This is a genomic window from Nostoc sp. (genome assembly GCF_036916735.1).
In the GTDB taxonomy this organism is placed as follows: domain Bacteria; phylum Cyanobacteriota; class Cyanobacteriia; order Cyanobacteriales; family Nostocaceae; genus Nostoc.
Genome location: NZ_JBALFV010000106.1, coordinates 1 through 17,326 on the forward strand (window position 1 = coordinate 1; position 17,326 = coordinate 17,326).

Genomic DNA, 17,326 nt, shown 5'->3' on the forward strand with positions numbered 1-17,326 from the left:
CCCATTTTACCCGATTCAAATATTATGACTGTCTCTTTTAAAATACCTGTCCTGGGCAATGACTATGGTGCTGTTTATTTTTTATTTATAAACACTCTCTAAGACACCTCGAAGAAGCTGAACAGAAAATGCGCCAAGCTCATAAGTGATAGCAATCTGCGGGTTTGCTTTGACCTATTTATTTCACCAGACACTGCTTATAGCGGCATCTGGTGGTTTTTCACAAGGAAATTATTTCTGAAGAGAAAGCAGGTATGCCTAAATGCAAGAAACAGCAGAACATTAATAGCACTGCCTCAAATCTTGAAAATTCAAAAGGCGGGATTACTCCCGCCTTCAGTCCGCGCCGGAACCACCCTTTGCGGAGAACCTCAAACCACCGAAGTTCAGACTCTTGTTGAAGAGAAAGAATCCGATGATTTACACGTCCAAGTTAACACAGATTTGTTCGGTCAACATTAATGATTTTTGTAAAGCGATCGCCATTGCTTCATAGGTTGCAGTAAGCGATCATCACTGCGACCGAAATGGTTATCACGGCAGAGCATTTGAGTTTGTGGAACCAGAATTTTATTTGCTCTGTGCCGCTTACTGTCGGGCACAAGCCACTGAAATTTATAGCGCTTTCAGAAAGCTTACGAAAGCTGTGCCTCAAGTGGCAGTCGTGGACGACTCAGATAGAAATTTGTACCACGACAGATAGCCTGGGACGAGATTGTTTGTTGCTCAAAAGAAAGACGCCTGAAAATAGCGACTTTGAACGTATCGCGGCAGTCCCTACCTTCAACGTACTCGTAAGGTAGGGATCAGAGTGGGTTATTGAAACGAAGTGGAAATAACCAATCCATATTTATTCAGTTGGTACATCTTGCTCTTTAATATATTCTTTTAATTTATTAATCGATGCGCCACCACTTGAAACAACATAATACGAGCTAGACCAAATTTTTGGAGGAAACAAAAACGTACTGTGGCAACAAGACGAATGACTTTTCGGTTGTACCCAAATGAGAAAACTAAATCAATTTTGCGGTATCACCGAAAGCTCCACAAGAACTTGTATAACGCCGCAGTAAATAACCGATTTACTCAATACAAAAAGTTCAATCATCGTGTTAATTATTTTGAGCAACAGAATTGTTTACCTGCGTTTAAAGAGGTTTGGATAGAGTACAAAGAACTTCCTAGTCATGCTCTGCAAGCGACTTTAAAACGTGTTTATTTTGCTTTTGAGCGTTGGTTAAAAGGACTTGGTAAGCGTCCTAGATTTAAATCAATTAGGCATTATTCAGGTTGGACTTATCCAGACTGTGCAGGTTTTAAGGTAGAGTCATTAGGTGAGAACGGGTATCTCAATTTATCTAAAATTGGGCGTATTCAGATGCGTGGTCAGGCTAAATATTGGGGTAAACCAACTACTTGCACTATTCTTTATCGCAATAGTAAATGGTATGCCTCAATTACTGTCAACGTATTAGACCAAATTTTACAGCCAAAAACTTTACCCATTAGCGCTGTTGGTATTGACTTAGGGTGTAAATCTGCATTATCGATCACTGACGGTGAAAATCATAAACAAATAGATGCTCCTAAGTTTTTGAGGAATGCAGAACATCTAATCAAAAAAGCATCTAAGGATAAACGACGCAAACGTGCGCCAAATATAAAAAAGAAAATTAAAGCTTCTAGGCGGTTTAAAAAAGCTCAAGCTTCGGTTTGTAAGCTGACTCAAAAGTCGCTAGTCAACGCCAGAACTGGGTACATCAAGTCGCTGCACAAATCACTAGCAGTAATAGCATGGTGGCGACTGAAAAACTAGAAGTCAGAAACATGACCAGTAGAGCGAAAAAAGGCAAGCGCAAAAAGCAAAAAGCAGGTCTAAACAAATCTATTCTTGATGTTGGTTTTGGAATGTTACGCAACACTATCAAATACAAAATTGAGCAGATTGGTGGAGTGTTTGTAGAAGTGCCAACACGACTTCTTAAACCTTCTCAAACCTGTCCCAAGTGTGGACACCAACATAAAAAGACACTTGATATCAGAACTCACGAGTGCGCTATTTGTGGATATGTTCAAGACCGTGACATTGCTGCTGCCGAAGTTATGCTTTATTGGGCAAAAGGTACTCTACCGGGATTGGGAACCAGTCTCGTAGGCGCTGATCTTGCTAGCTCTACCTCACGCACTTGCAAACAAGCAGGAAGCATGAAGCAACTGGGGGAAAAGAAGCGTCAAAAATCTCAAAACAACTTTGCTAAAAACAAGTTAGAGGATGTAGAAACCTCTAGCTCAGGCAAAGCCAGCTAGAGGTAGTTCATTTTATTTTGATGCCTCCGCCGCCTAATGTTGGGGATGAAAGCAGCTTCCCAGAACCTGATGCTATTGTCGCCGAAGTTGGAAATGCAGCAGTTGATGCTAACGCTTTTGGATTGGCATTGCAAAAGGTAGCGATCGCTATGTCAACAGATAAAACAAAAGGTTGTATGTGTGGAATCAAGTTAGAGAGCATCGGCGCTCAAGTGCAGCTGACGGCGACAGATGGCAATGTTGCAGCTTACGCAGCTATCGCTAGTACTGGAAGTCCGTTTCTTGGCGTTGTTGATTCTGGCAGTGTTAAAATCCTGTGCCAAATTTTGTCCCGTTCTACAGGTGCAATAAATATCAAGTTTGGTAAGGCAAACTACGCTCAAGATTTCTTGAGCTTTGAAATTGGTGCTTACTCGTTTTGCAGCAAAGTTTTAGAAGTAAAGCTGTTCCCGCAAATCAGCAAACTACTCGCTAGTGCAATCAAATCTCCCACTAAGCTGGTGGGCATCTGCAAAAATTTGCTAGCCTCTGTTGAGAGAATGCTTGCTGTAAGCGACAGCAAAAGGCGAGTTTTCTTGATGACCGACAATGGCGATGTCGCTGTTTACGGCTGCCACGGCGATGTAATTTGTGGGGAGGCTGTGGAGCTAACGCGCTTTGGTAATGACATTCTGTTTCCTGTGAATGGCATCAAACTACAAAAGGCGTTAAGGGCGCTAGCTGATGCTGAAGGGGAAATAGAAATTTACTTAAGCCAGACCATGGTTTTGATTCAGTCAGGAGATTACTGTCAACTTGTAGCCGCTATTGAGATGAACGGCAGTCTAGAATTTCCTAGTCCGAGCAAGCTAAAGTCAGTTCCCATTGCTCCAACGGAGGAGGTTGCAACTTCTTCGGTAGTAGAACATGAGCCGGAAGAGGAAACAGAAGAACCTTCACCTGAAGCTTCTCAAATGCCTCCGTTCTTTGCTCGATACACGGAACTGAAGCAAAAGTATACCGAACACATATTGCTTGCTCATGTAGGCAACTTCTACGAGGCATATAACGAAGATGCCCGCCAACTGGCAGATGGACTCGATTTGGTGCTAACTAGTAAGCCTGCCGGAGCCAGTAGAGTGCCAATGTCAGGCTTGCCAGACTTCGCCTTAGAAAAGTACCTGAATACTCTGACAATGCTGGGCTATTCAGTGGCGATCGCTGATTATTCCGAACAGTTCCACGACAATAACCCGCAGATTGAAGTGGTAAGAGTGCTCGAGGTAGAGTTTTGATGAAAGAATTCCAGGAAAATTTTCCTGGAATTGGATATTAACTGTACATTAACTAATTATTTGTTACTGTTAACAGATTGATGTCATGTTTAACAAAATGATGTCACTGTTAACAGATTGTTTGTCACAACTACAAACAGATACACTATTACAATGGCAGACCTCTGCCTTACCTTTCAACCCACCATAAATCTAGCAAAGCTTCAGCACAACTACTAAAAGCTTAATATGTAGAAGCTTACTCAACTCAAACTTGATAGAGGCTTGTTGAAAAAAGCGATGCCTACAACGATTTATCAGCAGATAGCAACTAGGCTGGTTGGATAACTTTTAAATGTTGATGATGTCATCATCATGAATGCTACCATCGGGCATTGTTGCTCCTCCTAAGTAAGCATCATCTAAATCAACACCACTGAGATCAATCCCAAAAAGGTCAGCATATTTAAGGTCAGCACATTTGAGTTTAGCCCGACTCAAGTTAGCATCCCTAAGAATAGCATTTCTCAAATTTACACCACTGAGGTCAGCATTACTCAAATTGATACTACTTAAGTTGCAACCACCTAAGTTACAATCTCTTAAATTAGCACCCACTAAGTATGTATCATCAAAGTTGGCAGTGCTAAGGTCAGTTAAGCTTAAGTTGGCATTATTGAGGTTAGTACTGCTGAGGTTAGTTTTTTTAAGCTCGGCATGAGTAAGGTTGGCACTACTGAGGTCAGTTTGAGTCAGATTCGCATCATTAAGGTTAGCACTGCTGATGTCAGCATCTATTAAGCAATTTGCTTCTAGTTCAGCACCACTGAGATTAGCGTTAATTAACTTTGCTTCACTCAGGTCTACCCACTTTAAGTCAGCTTTCTTGAGTTCGGCATCAGTCAAGTCTACTTTCCTCAGATTTGCTCTTAGTATTTGTGCGTTATTTAACTTTGCTGCCTTTAAGACTGCTCCGCTTAAGTTTGCCCATCTCATCTCACTTTTTTGCAGGTAAGCTCCACTCAGATCTGCATCAGTTAGTTCTGTATAGGTAAGCTTGGCTGCTTGCAGATTTGCTTCACCAAGCTTTGCAGTTCTCAAAGTTGCTTTGTTCAGTATTGCCCCTTCTAAATCCGTTTCTCTCAAGTCCGCTTTATCCAAATTTGCATTAGTTAGGTTTGTCTTGCGAAATATAACTTTACGAAGTATTGCCCCAGTAAGATTTAAGTCTGTTAGGTACAATCCGCTAAGATTAGCTTCACTTAGGTCTATCCCAGGAAAATCCCTCTCTCCAGCTGCATATCGTTTAAGAAACTCTGAATCTAACATTCGCTTTGAAGAAACTGCTTCTAAGGGAAAAAGTTCACATAAGTCGCAGCCAAAGTAGTTGCACAAAACTTCAGCGGTGTTGCAGTCAATCCGGTCAAACTCTTGTTTGTAAAGCCTGCCAATGGCATTGATACTGAGACTTGTTTCCTTTGCCAGTTGGTACTGGGACAGATCCTTTTTTTCCATCAGATCCTTTAAATTACAACGAATTTTTTTCATAATGCGTAATGTTGCCGTTTCCAGGTAAATAGGAGTATAATTTTTACTAGCGCTAGCGTATACTATTCACGCTAGCGAATATATTATAGCGTTAGTAATATACGAAAGCGAAGATATGTCTAATTATTCTGAAACACTTGAGATGATGGAAATTACTGTTCAAACAAATGACTCAAGCAAATTATGGTTCTTCGTAATTGGTGAAGAAACACAAGCTTTGCTTAACCACCTTGGTCTTCCTGATGAAGAGAGTCAAACAAGGATACACAACGAAGCAACCGAAGTAATACAGCGATGTGTACCACCAGTATCGCCCCGTGGTAGTAAGACAGGATTGGTCACTGGATATGTACAAAGTGGTAAAACAATGTCTTTTACAACAGTCGCAGCTTTAGCCTGTGATAATGGCTACCGAATGGTAATTGTAATTGGAGGAACCAAAACAAACCTATTTAAGCAGTCCAACGACAGACTGAAAAAAGATTTGCGTTTGGATACGCGCAGCGATCGCAAATGGAAGTATTTTGAAAATCCAAGAAGTGACAAACGACAAAATATACAGAGTACTCTGGACACATGGCAAGACCCCTCAGTACCAGAAGACGAGAGGCAGATAGCACTCTTAACAGTGATGAAGCAGAGCGATCACCTGCAACACTTGAACAACCTGCTTCGTAATATGAATTTGGAAGGAGTACCTGTACTGATAATTGATGATGAAGCAGATCAAGCAGGACTGAATAACAAAGTCAATCAAGGAGCGATGAGTACAATTTATCGTCACCTGATTGAGCTTCGACAACTGCTTCCTCACCATTCTTTCTTGCAATATACTGCAACACCACAAGCTCCATTGTTAATAAATATTGTTGATGTGCTTTCGCCAGACTTTGCTGAAGTGCTGACCCCTGGTGCGGACTATTCTGGGGGTAAAGAGTTTTTCTTAGAAAATCCAATATTAATAAAAACTATTCCAAGTTACGAAATTCCTACTCAGGATAATCAAGTTATCGATCCTCCTGAAACGTTCTTGTTTGCCATGATGCTTTTTTACCTGGGAGTGGCTGCTGGTTATCTCAGGGATAAAGGTAGAGGTAATCGCTCCATGATGGTTCACCCGTCACAAAAAATTGCACCTCATGGAGAGTACTTTTTTTGGGCTAGACAGATAAACAATCAATGGAAAAAAACTTTAGATGCAAATGATCCAGCCTGCATAAACTTATTGGCATCTTTTAATAAAGCCTACCAAGACTTAGTGAAAACCGTAGCGGACTTACCGTCGTTTGACGAACTTGTTAAGGTTCTTCCCAGAGCAATTAATCAGACAAACATTCAACAGGTAAATACAGCTGGAGGAAAAACACCGACAATTGATTGGAAAAATGAATACGCTCATATCCTCGTTGGTGGACAAGCAATGGATCGAGGCTTCACGGTCGAAGGTTTGACTATAACTTATATGCCGAGAGGTGCTGGTGTTGGCAATGCCGATACCCTTCAGCAAAGAGCGCGTTTTTTTGGATATAAGCGCTCATACTTGGGGTATTGTCGTGTATTTCTAGAGCAGGACGTAAGAGATGCTTTTACAACCTATGTAGAGCATGAAGAGAATATACGCCAACAGTTGAAAAAATATCGAGGCAAGCCACTGTCAGAGTGGAAGCGTGCCTTTTTCTTGGACAATGCTCTGAGCAGTCCAACTAGAGGCAGTGTTCGGGATTTACCCTTAATGAGAGGTGGATTTGGTAGTGACTGGTATGTACCCAACTATCCTCATGACTCGGATGAAGATGCTATTAATACAAACCGGAAGGTTGTAGATACATTTTGGTCGCAGTTAACACCCTCGAAAGAAAAGAGTTTTGGGAAATTATCAGTTAACAAGCATTTATTTGCAACTGATATTTCCCTCAGAGATACGTTTGAACAACTTATCATCAAGTTCCGTACAACGCATCCCAGCGATTCGCAGCGATTCACTGGACTGATGCTACAGGTGCAGCGTTACTTGGAACAAAATCCAGATGAACTGTGTGATATCTACCTCATGGACAAAGGTAGACACCGCCCAAGAACTATAACTAAAAACATAGGTAGATTGAACTTGTTTCAAGGGAGAAATTCTAAAGACCCAGATAAATACCCAGGTGACAGACAAATTGTGGTGAAAGACAAGTTAACAATTCAAATCCACAAACTTAATCTTCAAGTAGAAGCGGAGGAACGAGATATTCCCAATGTGTCTGTCATTGCTATATGGGTTCCTCAAAAAATGGAGCATCATTGGGTTAGCCAAAATCAAGGTGGTGTAGTATAAAAGTACCTATTACACCAGAACTCAAAGTTTGTAGCCTGGTTTGTATTACCGGGCTTTTTATTTCACAATTACGGAAATACCTTTCTGCGACTTCATCATTCTCTCAAATGCCAGAAAACACCTCTGACACCACCCATCAACCCACAAAGCTGGAACCTTAAACCTCGCTCCACAATTAGGACACTCGGACAATAACCTTAACTGATGACGCTTACACCCCTGCGTTACCATCAACTGCCATTCAATTTTGTCAGAAGGCGACTCGGCATAACAAGCAGCACATAATCGAATTGGCTCCATCTTTATTCTCTCCCCAGCAGGTGGTAACATCTGCTCTAACCTATCGGTCTCAACTCCCATCACAATAGCCAACGCTTCCAACTGCTGACGTGAGGGAGGCGGATGTACATTAACTTAACACCTTGACATAATCCCCCGAATTTAGCGAAGCGGATTCGGGGGATTCTAGGCTCAAACACTGATTGCAGTCTCCGACCGTCTTACTTCGCCTAACCCAACCAGTAAGAAACAGATACCAGTCCCGTCCCCAGCGCAACTTAACTTGGCGGCTCACTTTACATCAGATTGACCTCCGAGATACGATTATAAAAGAACCTCAAACCACCAAAACTGAAGAAAAATGGCAGCACGCAAGACTCAGACTCCGGCTGACTCGACAATTTTTCCTGTTGATTCAACCGCGACTTCCAACGGCAGCAAACCTAATCCTAGATCGCTGCTGCAAACGTTACGTACCGAAGTAAACCAATACGTACTGGAACGCGAAGAAGTAATTGATGGCATCATTGCAGCATTGCTTGCCAAAAAGCATGTGGTACAGATTGGGCCAAAAGGCTGCGCCAAATCTTTTACTTGCGACTTGATTGCTTCGGCATTCTGTGACTTAAATTACTTTTCTAAGCTGCTGCACCAAGATACCCCACCCGATGAATTGTTTGGCCCACCCAATCTTAAAGAACTACGTGATAACGGCGTACTCAAACGGAACATAGAAGGGCGGCTTCCTTGGGCGCACTTGGCGAACTTGGAAGAAATCTTCAACGGGCCTGATATGTTGTTCGGTTCACTCCACAGGGTTGCCAACGAACGGATTTTTGAGAATCCCACTCCTGAAGATTGCCCTTTATTTTCAATTATTGGTTCGTCTAATCACTTGCCTGGAGAAAAGGCGGAAGCATTTTTGGATCGGATACTTTTAAAATATCCGGTTGACTACCTGCAAGACCCAGCCAACAAGAAAAAATTGATGATGAATCGGGTTAAGCCAAACATTCAAACGAAAATTAGCTTGGCTGACTTGGTTACGATGCATAGTGAAGTTGAACAAGTAAAATTTCCCGAAATTATCGCTGACACCCTACTCAATTTGGAATTGAAACTTGCTCAAGAAATGAGTATTTTCATCTCAGACTGCAGGCGTGGTGACATTATCGATTTACTCAAAGCATACGCCTACATGCTCGGTGAAGATGCTGTTAGCGAGGAACACCTTGATATACTTCCTTACTGTTTGTGGAATGACCCCAAACAAATGGGTGGTATTAATTCCATCGTCTTGCAAATTGGTAGCCCTGTGACTGCTAAGGCGATCGAAGTTTTTGATGCTGCTAAACAGCTTTACAACCAAGTTGGTGACATCCCTTCAAATGCTTACGAAGACAAGGCAAATACCTGGCAGGTTAAGGCTTCTGGCAGTACCAAGCAGATGAAAACGATGATAAATGATTTAAACCACCTGCTGGCATCCACTCCCAATGCTTCGCCCAGCGCTATCCGTAAAGTGAATGATACGATTAACAAAATTGAAGCCATGAAAAATGAAGTCTTTGAGAAGGTGAAATCCTTCTTGCAGCAAGAGTAAATTCTACTTTAGAGGCAGTGCCACTGCCTCTAGTTAAACCTCAAACCACGGAGCAATAAATTGAAGTACTATAACCGTAGCCTACCTCTAGTTTTTGACATTTCGATTTGGGACAACTACCAGTGGAACGCCTTTGTTGGAGGCAGCTTGAAAACTCGCTCGATCCTCCAGACTGGCGAAAGCAAAAATTACGAGTTCCCTACGTTTGCCAAGGAAGTTTTTTACCGCCTCCATAACTCTTCACCTCGCCGACTACCCAAAGTCCGTCCAGAGGCGCAATGGGCAGTTAACTTGCATAGCCAACTTGACGAGATTACCGAGTGGCAAGACTTGCAGGGACGTTGTGAGCATGATAGATTCGCGGCAGGTGTGGCTGCCACCTCCCTGTTGAACAAATTAATCAAGTTGATGCCAGACTCCCCCAAGGAGTTAGAGCAAGTTCAGCAGATGCGTGACCAGCTACTCGGTCTGCGGGATATGAAACAGGCATTGATCGACCAAAACCAGCAAGAAGCAGCTGAGCGGGTTGAGGCGATGATTCAACAAACCATCATCAAAGGGAAACTGGCTGTAGCCATCGCTCAAGCTTATGCCGAATCGCTGACTGATATGCGGACATCCCTTCGAGATTGCTGCAAGGATGCGATCGCCGAACAGCAGGATGCAGAGGAATCTCTCGTTGCCTTTGGATTTAGCTACAGTGGCCACGGTGGTTCCCTTGATGGAGGGCGGCATAATGTATCGTTGCAGGAAAAACTAGAACTTGGTCGCCGCCTCACCCGTTCCCCCAAACTCAAACTGATTGCTGAACAGGCAGGCAGGCTCAAGCGTTTGCGGGAGGCATTTGGAGGCGTTAAACGGAAGTCAAACGATCCAGAGACGAGCGAGTTTGTTGTCAGCAGAACCTACGGCAGCCGGATTGACCGGGTGCCAATGAACGAACTGCTGTATCTGTGCGATGATGACTTGTTCCTGCTTTTTGCTCAAAAGTTCGCTGAGGGACGGCTACCACAGAATGTTTGGGAATCCCGTAAGGAAATGGGTGAAGGTCCAGTCATTGTTTGCCTAGATAGTTCTGGTTCGATGACAACGCAGAGGGAAGTCTGGGCGAAAGCTGTGGCGCTCAACGTGGCGATGATAGCCAACAAGAACAAGCGGGACTTCTGCTTGATTCACTTTGACCATTCCGTGAGGCGAACGGACGTATTCCCATTTGAGGCAATGAACACTGAATTTCGCAATAGGCTACTGTCTTCCATTGGTTATCAAGCAACCGGCGGGACTAACTTTGAATTGCCTCTAAGGGCATCAGTAGAGCAGATTCGGAACTCGAAAATTTTCAACAAGGCTGATATTATCCTCGTCACCGATGGGGAAGATTCTATCAGCCCAGATTTTTTGGATGAATTCAACAAAGCCAAGGAGGAGCTAAAGTTTACCTGCTACGGCATCTCTGTTGAAACTGAAATCTCGTCAGCATTGCGGCAAGTATGTGACCAAACTGTATCAGTCACTGATATGGCAAATGATGTAGGAGCCGTAGAAATGCTTTCTTCCCTATAAGAATTAAGTAGGTAAATAAAAATACAAGGGGGTGTTCTTTGGCTAGGACACCTTTTCCTCTGTCCAGATTTCAAGACGTTAAAAAGGGCGTTTAAATGCCGCTAATTGAAGCAATGACTATCACTACCACTCGAGGCCAAGGTGGCCTGCGCCCAGGCGCTGGGCGGAAGAAAATCCCGAAAAACCCAATTCACCGAATCCGAGTAGCCGATAGTATTCATGAACTACTGACTCATATTACGAGCCAAATGAATGAGCGATCGTTGCATCGATCCTGGATGAGTGATGCCTTTGCACAGATTTTAAGCAATTTACCTGTTGATGATTGCTTGATTGACAGATTGTTAGTGATCGCCGAATTGCCGGATGTAAAGGTTGTGCCGCCAGGTAAACTAATTCAGGTCAAAGAGGAACATTTGAATGAGCTAATTCAGATTACGCAGACGATGGGTTCGCGTGCTAACAAATCTTACGCCCCGCCTTTATCGCTGGCAGTTTCGGCGATAATTTTGTACTACCAAGGACTACCAAGGTCGGCAGCAGGCGTCAATAGTCCAATTAGCTCTCGACAACCTTTCACACAGCAGACAAGATACAAGAAGTTCTAGACTTGGTTGTAAAAATAATGAGCCTGAAGCAACTGATTGAAAATCAGACGGAGTGGATGATTCGCATGGGATGCCCAGGCTGGCTTGTTGAACAGGCGATACAATCGTCTGCTATACATTGCTGGGAGGAAGCTGCTATACGTGGCATCCCTGTCGATGAGATAGCACAGAAATTTATCGAAGCCCGCCGTCAGCTTGGCGGACATGATTTTATTCCCAAGGTTGAATCGCATGAATGAACAAGAAAAATCCATAAACAATGCTGACTAAGCCCTGAAGGAAATGCTAGAAATCGCCCAGCGCTATGGGCTTTCGTATGAGCGACGCTAACTGGAAACGGTTAGGGCAAATTGCTTCTAGTAAAGTACACTTAATTCGTCGTTCTAACGAAGAAATTGTTGCCTAGAAGATATGTAAAGCCGTCCTTCGCAACGCTTTAGGATGGGGTTTCAAACCCATTTTTCTGATGAATGTTCAAAAGCAAATCAAATGACTGAACCAGAACAGAGTTACGACCCAAAGCTTAGAGAAGCCCTTACCAAGATGCAAGCGATCGCTAAGGAATATGGCTGCGGTTACGTTATTGCGTTGGCGAATGCCAATTTTGCAGAATTCAAAACTGATTTCCCAGAGTGGTCGCTGATTCAATATCAGCCTGGAGGTATTCGGTTGAGGTTACGTTCGGCAGAGCCGCAGCTAACTAATGACAGCCTTTCAGTTCTGCTAGGGCTAAAAGATATGTCCGGCATGATGTACGAATGCCTTGAAATAGCGCATTTGCAGGCTACAAAACATGTCAATAACGCATATCCGAAGTTCCGCAGATCCAAGCTTAAATACTTGGCAAAGACCAAGAGTTAAACGCAAAAAGCCCAAAGGATTTAAGTAGCCAAGGAGTAGAGTCGTGGAACACGATTTAGTGAAAATCCCAGCCAGTTATCAGTGCAAAACCTGTAAATGGACGTGGATGAATAAAACTACCACAGATTGTCCTGGCTGCGATCGCTACAGTTGGGGTGGACAACGCAGCCCTCTCAATATTGACATCCCCACTGTTCCACTGCTCGAAAGCTCAAGCAATACAAAGCATCTCTTGGTGCTATCCCGTGAAGCAAAACCATAAAATATGTTATTTGTCAATATTTAGAGGGCTGGGCTATGAAGCTTATACAACAAGCACTTTAACTCGCTTGTCGCCCCTTGAAGTCGTTAACTTAGTCCGGTATATGCCTGCAAATGGCATTCACGTCAGACGATCCGCATCGACAGCTCGACGTCGTCGCCGAACGGCGTCGATAGGTAGCCCTGTTCAGGCGAACGCACGCGCTCCAGGTAGTCGGGGCTATGATCGGCGTTGTCGGCGACGATGAATGCGCCCGGTCTAAGGCGACTCTCTACCAAGTCGAGGATTTCGGGATAGAGCGCCTTTGCACCGTCAAGCAGAAGCAGGTCGACCGTTTCAGGGAGATTGACGTTCAGCGTCAGCAAAGCGTCTCCCTCTCGAAACTCCACCAGGTCGACCAGACCGCCGACCGTCAGATTCTCTTTTGCCCGCGCCACCTTCGACGGCTCGAACTCGCTAGTGATCAGGCGACCGCCGCCATTGTCCCGTAGGGCTGCGGCGAGGTGCAGTGTCGAGATGCCGAATGAGGTTCCGAACTCCACGATCGTTCGCGCTTTGCTGCCTCGCGCCAGCATGTAGAGCAGCGTGCCGGTTCCTCGTGAGACAGCAAGTGGAAAATCCTTCAGGCGCCCGTAGAAGTCGAGGTAATCGGTCTTGCTCCGCATCAGTCGCGCCCGCTCTTCGGTGGAGAGGTCGGCGACGGCAGAACTCGTCTCCGGCGATGACGCCGCATCCTCGTTGAACAAGCGATCCAGCAGGGGTGCAAGCGGGTTGGTTGTCAGGGTAGTCATGCAGGTCTCCTTTGAGTTGATCGTGTCCTTGTGCTAGAATACGACGAATTATTCAGGTTTTTCAATTCGCATTTACCACAGCTCCATGCCCGAACGCCGAAACGCCCCAATTTCCTTGCGAAAACAGCCCAAGCAGTCCCGCTCGAATGAGCTTGTCGCCATCATTCTGGAGGCTGCGGTTCAGGTTTTGGCAAGAGAAGGTGCACACCGCTTTACCACGGCGCGGGTGGCCGAGAGGGCCGGAGTCAGTGTCGGCTCGCTGTATCAGTATTTTCCGAATAAAGCGGCGATCCTCTTCCGGCTCCAGAGCGACGAATGGCGGCAGACGACCGAGTTGCTGCGCGGCATTCTTGAGGACGTCCAAAGACCGCCGCTTGAAAGGCTGCACACCTTAGTCCACGCCTTCGTCCGCTCGGAATGTGATGAGGCCGAGATGCGTGGGGCGCTCAATGACGCCGCCCCTTTCTATCGCGATGCGCCAGAAGCGCAGGAGGCGAGGGCGTCAGGGACCCGCACTGTCCAAATCTTCATGCAGGAGGCGCTGCCCAATGCTTCAGAAGCGACTCGTGCATTGGCCGGCGACCTGATCACAACGACGTTAAGCAAGGTGGGAAAGCATTTTTCGGAAACTCCTCGAACCCCCGCAGAGATTGAAGCCTACGCCGACGCCATGGCCGATATGTTTTGCGCCTATCTCAGTGTATTGGCCGGGCATAAATCGGAGTGTGGGGCATCAGGCGCAAGTCAGTTGAAGTGTGGTCAAAAGTAGTTGGTGGATGAGCGCTCCCGATGGAGGTAAAGCTATCTTTTGATAATTATTCTCATTGGCACGAGATCAGCCAATCAACCCTCAAAGGTGAAAATACCTCAAGAATATGGCAGTGTCTTGAACAGAGATAAAATATGCTTAACAGCTTACACTGACGGGGCTGGCTTCTACAAAGGCATCAAATATGGGAGATAGCATCAGCTCTTAAGTATAATTTTAGTCTTACCTCCTTAGACAAACCACATAGTGTACTATTTGTCAATATTGAGAGGGCTGGACAAGAAAACCTGCCATGTCTAGACTGGCTAGAAAGGGTTAACAAAGCGTATCAGTGAAACGTGTTGATACGTGTCTGCATGTACTGGTACAATTTCCCTAAGAAGTAATTTACTAAACTGAATATGCAGACGAACGCTGATAGAGTGCCTATCGCCGATCTGAAAAAGCTTTACGGGCAAAGGAAGTTTTACGCTGAGTATGTCCCCGCTCTTGGGATTAGCATTGTCAAAGATGGGCGTTCAGGATTTGTATCTGGTGACGATGCTCGACTGCTTGAGCAATATCATCAAATCCGGGGTCAAGGCTTGAAGGCTAAAGAGGAATTTTTAGCCGCATTGGGACATGTGCCAAAAGAATCGGAATCTGTTCCAACGGTGATCGCCGAAAGGCACAAAGCCGCGCCACTAGAGCAAACATATCTACCAGAACGTATTGGATTGCTTGGTACGGCTGCACCTGCTCCCTTCGATTTGTTGAAAATCGCGGGTGAATTAAGAAATATGCCAATGCTTGCTAGGTGGTTGGCCACTCACATGCTTCTTCAGGAATCGGCATGGTCAAATTTAGTTATCCCTAAAGAACTTTTGTTAGTTTTATTTGAAATGAAACGTCTGCCGACTTGCAAAGAAAATAAATTCAGCCGATATGGATTTGACTTTATTGCCTGTACGCCCAAAAAAGCAGAGTGGTTTGTGCGGTTTAGTAAAGGTACTAATGCAGCAATTTCCTAATTCGGCAGTCACTGTCTGCCGAATTGGGCAAGCTCTGTACAGGACTGGTGAAACTTACTTGTAGCTAGTACAAGTAAAAATCGTGACACAAACTCCACCACCTGAACCAGAATGCTTGGTTGGCTGCCCAAATCGGCGCCGAGATGGTATCAACCTTACATTTTTCAAACGCACCTTCCGCCTCGATCCTTTCGAGTTAATGTTATTTGCTTTGATTCTTGCTGGGCCTGTGGGCATCAGCTTGAAGGACGCATGGGACGGCAAGATTGATTTTGAAGAGTCAGCCAAGCGCATCGGCATGATTTCTGCTCTGGGGACGGTAGTACGTCTTTCCCCGACTGAGCAGGTATCTAATCTGTTGTCAAGCTTTTCTCTAGGGAAAAAATGAAAAAGTGCAAACAACCTGGCTCGGAAGATTACGAAGCTGGATTAGAAGATTATTCCAGCTAAAGAAAAAGCGTCGTAGCTCCCCGCGAGTCCTGGCACGCTGGGACAGAAACTTCACGGTTGTCCTACGACTTGAACGCAATACCGCAGGTGGAATCGCCACATACAGAATCAATTCTCTCTACGGAGAGAGCGATTATCTTATCACGCTTGATTATTTGCCCGATTTACATGGAGAACTGGTTGGCGAATTCGACGGTACCCTTATCAGGGTGGGATATTTTGATTATCCGTCTAATCCAGCTACGCACCGCTTTGCAGTTTTCCGTCTTGGTCATGATGGCAGTAGTCACCCTATCAGCATCTGGGACGTGGATCTTCAGGGATTTTGTCAAAATGCCTCGCTTAGGGAACTCGCACCAAAGCGTTGGAGAATTCGCCCGCTAAATATAGTTTATCTAGAAGATGCCAACGCCGATACATGGCATCCTTTGCCAGGAAGGCTCGACACCTGGGACGATGTTCGCATTGTTGTTAGTGACAAAGGAGAAGTTCTACTTAGTTGTGAGGCAACCTGTGAGCCAGGGTTGTACTACACAGAAAATCGCCTAAATCCAAATGGAGCGTTTCGGATCAAGAGCGATGAACAGTTCCAAGATGCTTGGCAGATAGGACATCATAAGAACCAGCTAGCTCTGGTGCAGTGTGCCAACCTGACTGGCTTCCGAGATGACAACGAAGATGGGCTACGGACTGGCGATCGCCAGTTTACTGGCAACGATTTTGGGGTTAACCAACACACTACTGGAGATTCGCCGGATGCGGCAGCCCCTGACAAGATAGGGCACTGGTCTGCTGGCTGTCTTGTGGGTAGATATGCCAGTACGCACTATGGCAAGTTCATGCCTTTGGTTAAGTCAATGAATTTAGCCAAGTTTGATACTGCGATCGTTCCTGGTGATAAGTTTGCTCAGTTTTAAATGTTTCAAGCCGAATCCGAAAAAGCAGGAAAATTTTCCTGCTCCTTTATCCACTGGTAAAAAGAATGCCAGGTTTGAATATCGCAAGCATCGCCTAAGTCTCGGTTGTTGGTGATCGCTTCATCCAAGTCGCGCCAAATAACTTTCTGGTCGTTGGCAGCAAGTTTCGCCCAGTGACGTTTAGTCCAGTCAACTACCAATGATGGCATGTAGGTTCTGCGTCCCAGGCAATAACGCAGAGCGCAGATTACAATAGCCCCTGTTTCTGAGTCAGATTCAATGGACGACATAGTTTAGAATTTTTTTAACCAACTACTGATTGTACTAAGCCTTGCCAAAGAATAAGAATTGCCCAAACTGCAAAAGCGATCATATTTACAGGACAGAACCCACAAGCCTGACCGTTAAATGCGAAACCTGTCGGCATTCTTGGAAGACCGGACAAGCTCAAAGGGCAATATTACGAGGGACGCATTACTTGAAGCGTGGGCCCATGAAAGGCAGCCATGATATTACTGTTTGGCATTGCCCGATTGATCCAAGTTGCTATTCTTTCGCATTGGGATATGGCGGCGGAATCGCTTCTTTTAAAGAGTATGCGGAGGACGAATTTTTGAGCGGGAGTTTTGAATCCCCAGAAGCAGCGTTGGCGGCAGGAATTGAGAAAGTCAAGGCGATAGAAAATTAATTGCCTTGTTTGACTCAGACATCCAGGAAAATTTTCCTTGATATTGATGCTACAGACTCATTGAAAAAAACGCTGCCTTTAATGCCCTGGCTGT

At 44.9% G+C, this 17,326-nt stretch carries 19 protein-coding genes and 2 pseudogenes; 15 read left to right on the plus strand and 6 right to left on the minus strand.

Annotation, left to right across the window (positions count from 1 at the left end):
- Nucleotides 1-303: 303 nt before the first annotated feature.
- Nucleotides 304-462 (plus strand): hypothetical protein, encoded by a 159-nt coding sequence (locus V7L20_RS25650; RefSeq protein WP_334746783.1) that lies wholly within the window; start codon nt 304-306, stop codon nt 460-462.
- Here V7L20_RS25650 and V7L20_RS25655 read toward each other — a convergent pair.
- Nucleotides 459-602, minus strand: a complete 144-nt coding sequence (locus tag V7L20_RS25655) for a hypothetical protein (RefSeq protein WP_334746784.1) — start codon at nt 600-602, stop codon at nt 459-461. The genes V7L20_RS25650 and V7L20_RS25655 overlap by 4 nt on opposite strands.
- A 248-nt stretch (nt 603-850) precedes the next feature.
- Nucleotides 851-952 (minus strand): annotated as a pseudogene (locus tag V7L20_RS25660) (transposase); the annotation flags it as partial.
- Between the two features lie 33 nt (nt 953-985).
- On the opposite strand from V7L20_RS25660, the pseudogene V7L20_RS25665 reads away from it, so the two are divergent.
- Together V7L20_RS25665 and V7L20_RS25670 are read left to right on the plus strand one after the other, a co-directional pair.
- Nucleotides 986-2,310 (plus strand): annotated as a pseudogene (locus V7L20_RS25665) (RNA-guided endonuclease InsQ/TnpB family protein).
- Nucleotides 2,311-2,330: 20 nt separating this feature from the next.
- Entirely contained in the window at nt 2,331-3,584 is a 1,254-nt protein-coding gene (locus V7L20_RS25670; RefSeq protein WP_334746785.1) for a DNA polymerase III subunit beta family protein, read from the plus strand.
- Between the two features lie 330 nt (nt 3,585-3,914).
- On the opposite strand, the gene V7L20_RS25675 is transcribed toward V7L20_RS25670, so the two are convergent.
- Entirely contained in the window at nt 3,915-5,111 is a 1,197-nt protein-coding gene (locus V7L20_RS25675; protein WP_334746786.1) for a pentapeptide repeat-containing protein, read from the minus strand.
- A 115-nt stretch (nt 5,112-5,226) separates the two neighbouring features.
- On the opposite strand from V7L20_RS25675, the gene V7L20_RS25680 reads away from it, so the two are divergent.
- The gene (locus V7L20_RS25680) at nt 5,227-7,431 is read left to right on the plus strand and encodes a Z1 domain-containing protein (RefSeq protein WP_334746787.1); all 2,205 of its coding nucleotides are present in this window, start codon (nt 5,227-5,229) and stop codon (nt 7,429-7,431) included.
- 57 nt (nt 7,432-7,488) lie between these two features.
- Here V7L20_RS25680 and V7L20_RS25685 read toward each other — a convergent pair whose 3' ends face one another.
- Nucleotides 7,489-7,731 (minus strand): hypothetical protein, encoded by a 243-nt coding sequence (locus V7L20_RS25685; protein WP_334746788.1) that lies wholly within the window; start codon nt 7,729-7,731, stop codon nt 7,489-7,491.
- A gap of 340 nt (nt 7,732-8,071) precedes the next feature.
- On the opposite strand from V7L20_RS25685, the gene V7L20_RS25690 reads away from it, so the two are divergent.
- From V7L20_RS25690 to V7L20_RS25715, 6 genes are all read left to right on the plus strand, one after another.
- Nucleotides 8,072-9,313 carry an AAA family ATPase gene (locus V7L20_RS25690; protein WP_334746789.1) on the plus strand — a complete coding sequence of 414 codons (1,242 nt, stop codon included), beginning with the start codon at nt 8,072-8,074 and terminating at the stop codon, nt 9,311-9,313.
- A gap of 60 nt (nt 9,314-9,373) precedes the next feature.
- Entirely contained in the window at nt 9,374-10,876 is a 1,503-nt protein-coding gene (locus tag V7L20_RS25695; protein WP_334746790.1) for a vWA domain-containing protein, read from the plus strand.
- Between the two features lie 95 nt (nt 10,877-10,971).
- Complete coding sequence (locus V7L20_RS25700; RefSeq protein ID WP_334746791.1) at nt 10,972-11,484, plus strand: hypothetical protein; 513 nt, start codon at nt 10,972-10,974, stop codon at nt 11,482-11,484.
- A gap of 2 nt (nt 11,485-11,486) precedes the next feature.
- The gene (locus V7L20_RS25705; RefSeq protein ID WP_334746792.1) at nt 11,487-11,723 is read left to right on the plus strand and encodes a hypothetical protein; all 237 of its coding nucleotides are present in this window, start codon (nt 11,487-11,489) and stop codon (nt 11,721-11,723) included.
- A gap of 250 nt (nt 11,724-11,973) precedes the next feature.
- Nucleotides 11,974-12,345 (plus strand): hypothetical protein, encoded by a 372-nt coding sequence (locus V7L20_RS25710; RefSeq protein WP_334746793.1) that lies wholly within the window; start codon nt 11,974-11,976, stop codon nt 12,343-12,345.
- 43 nt (nt 12,346-12,388) lie between these two features.
- A complete protein-coding gene (locus tag V7L20_RS25715) occupies nt 12,389-12,607 on the plus strand; it encodes a hypothetical protein (protein WP_334746794.1) in 219 nt (72 codons plus the stop codon).
- A 125-nt stretch (nt 12,608-12,732) separates the two neighbouring features.
- Here V7L20_RS25715 and V7L20_RS25720 read toward each other — a convergent pair whose 3' ends face one another.
- Nucleotides 12,733-13,398 carry an O-methyltransferase gene (locus tag V7L20_RS25720; RefSeq protein WP_334746795.1) on the minus strand — a complete coding sequence of 222 codons (666 nt, stop codon included), beginning with the start codon at nt 13,396-13,398 and terminating at the stop codon, nt 12,733-12,735.
- 85 nt (nt 13,399-13,483) lie between these two features.
- Between V7L20_RS25720 and V7L20_RS25725 the strand changes: the two genes are divergently transcribed.
- The 4 genes from V7L20_RS25725 to V7L20_RS25740 all read left to right on the plus strand — a co-directional run bounded on the left by V7L20_RS25725 (nt 13,484) and on the right by V7L20_RS25740 (nt 16,544).
- Nucleotides 13,484-14,167 carry a TetR family transcriptional regulator gene (locus V7L20_RS25725; RefSeq protein ID WP_334746796.1) on the plus strand — a complete coding sequence of 228 codons (684 nt, stop codon included), beginning with the start codon at nt 13,484-13,486 and terminating at the stop codon, nt 14,165-14,167.
- A gap of 401 nt (nt 14,168-14,568) precedes the next feature.
- Nucleotides 14,569-15,177, plus strand: coding sequence for a hypothetical protein (locus V7L20_RS25730; RefSeq protein ID WP_334746797.1), 609 nt, complete (start codon nt 14,569-14,571; stop codon nt 15,175-15,177).
- 82 nt (nt 15,178-15,259) lie between these two features.
- The gene (locus V7L20_RS25735) at nt 15,260-15,565 is read left to right on the plus strand and encodes a hypothetical protein (RefSeq protein ID WP_334746798.1); all 306 of its coding nucleotides are present in this window, start codon (nt 15,260-15,262) and stop codon (nt 15,563-15,565) included.
- Nucleotides 15,566-15,569: 4 nt separating this feature from the next.
- Nucleotides 15,570-16,544: a hypothetical protein gene (locus V7L20_RS25740; protein ID WP_334746799.1), complete on the plus strand. Its 975-nt coding sequence runs from the start codon at nt 15,570-15,572 to the stop codon at nt 16,542-16,544.
- A gap of 5 nt (nt 16,545-16,549) precedes the next feature.
- On the opposite strand, the gene V7L20_RS25745 is transcribed toward V7L20_RS25740, so the two are convergent.
- The gene (locus tag V7L20_RS25745; RefSeq protein WP_334746800.1) at nt 16,550-16,834 is read right to left on the minus strand and encodes a hypothetical protein; all 285 of its coding nucleotides are present in this window, start codon (nt 16,832-16,834) and stop codon (nt 16,550-16,552) included.
- 203 nt (nt 16,835-17,037) lie between these two features.
- Between V7L20_RS25745 and V7L20_RS25750 the strand changes: the two genes are divergently transcribed.
- Nucleotides 17,038-17,232 (plus strand): hypothetical protein, encoded by a 195-nt coding sequence (locus V7L20_RS25750; protein ID WP_334746801.1) that lies wholly within the window; start codon nt 17,038-17,040, stop codon nt 17,230-17,232.
- Nucleotides 17,233-17,326 lie beyond the last annotated feature (94 nt).

What these genes read in the sequence shown, in the direction of transcription:
- V7L20_RS25670 (WP_334746785.1), top strand. Translation starts at nt 2,331, where the DNA reads ATGCCTCCGCCGCCTAATGTTGGGGATGAAAGCAGCTTCCCAGAACCT.
- V7L20_RS25675 (WP_334746786.1), bottom strand. Translation starts at nt 5,111, where the DNA reads ATGAAAAAAATTCGTTGTAATTTAAAGGATCTGATGGAAAAAAAGGAT.
- V7L20_RS25680 (WP_334746787.1), top strand. Translation starts at nt 5,227, where the DNA reads ATGTCTAATTATTCTGAAACACTTGAGATGATGGAAATTACTGTTCAA.
- V7L20_RS25685 (WP_334746788.1), bottom strand. Translation starts at nt 7,731, where the DNA reads ATGGAGCCAATTCGATTATGTGCTGCTTGTTATGCCGAGTCGCCTTCT.
- V7L20_RS25690 (WP_334746789.1), top strand. Translation starts at nt 8,072, where the DNA reads ATGGCAGCACGCAAGACTCAGACTCCGGCTGACTCGACAATTTTTCCT.
- V7L20_RS25700 (WP_334746791.1), top strand. Translation starts at nt 10,972, where the DNA reads ATGCCGCTAATTGAAGCAATGACTATCACTACCACTCGAGGCCAAGGT.
- V7L20_RS25710 (WP_334746793.1), top strand. Translation starts at nt 11,974, where the DNA reads ATGACTGAACCAGAACAGAGTTACGACCCAAAGCTTAGAGAAGCCCTT.
- V7L20_RS25720 (WP_334746795.1), bottom strand. Translation starts at nt 13,398, where the DNA reads ATGACTACCCTGACAACCAACCCGCTTGCACCCCTGCTGGATCGCTTG.
- V7L20_RS25725 (WP_334746796.1), top strand. Translation starts at nt 13,484, where the DNA reads ATGCCCGAACGCCGAAACGCCCCAATTTCCTTGCGAAAACAGCCCAAG.
- V7L20_RS25730 (WP_334746797.1), top strand. Translation starts at nt 14,569, where the DNA reads ATGCAGACGAACGCTGATAGAGTGCCTATCGCCGATCTGAAAAAGCTT.
- V7L20_RS25745 (WP_334746800.1), bottom strand. Translation starts at nt 16,834, where the DNA reads ATGTCGTCCATTGAATCTGACTCAGAAACAGGGGCTATTGTAATCTGC.
- V7L20_RS25750 (WP_334746801.1), top strand. Translation starts at nt 17,038, where the DNA reads ATGAAAGGCAGCCATGATATTACTGTTTGGCATTGCCCGATTGATCCA.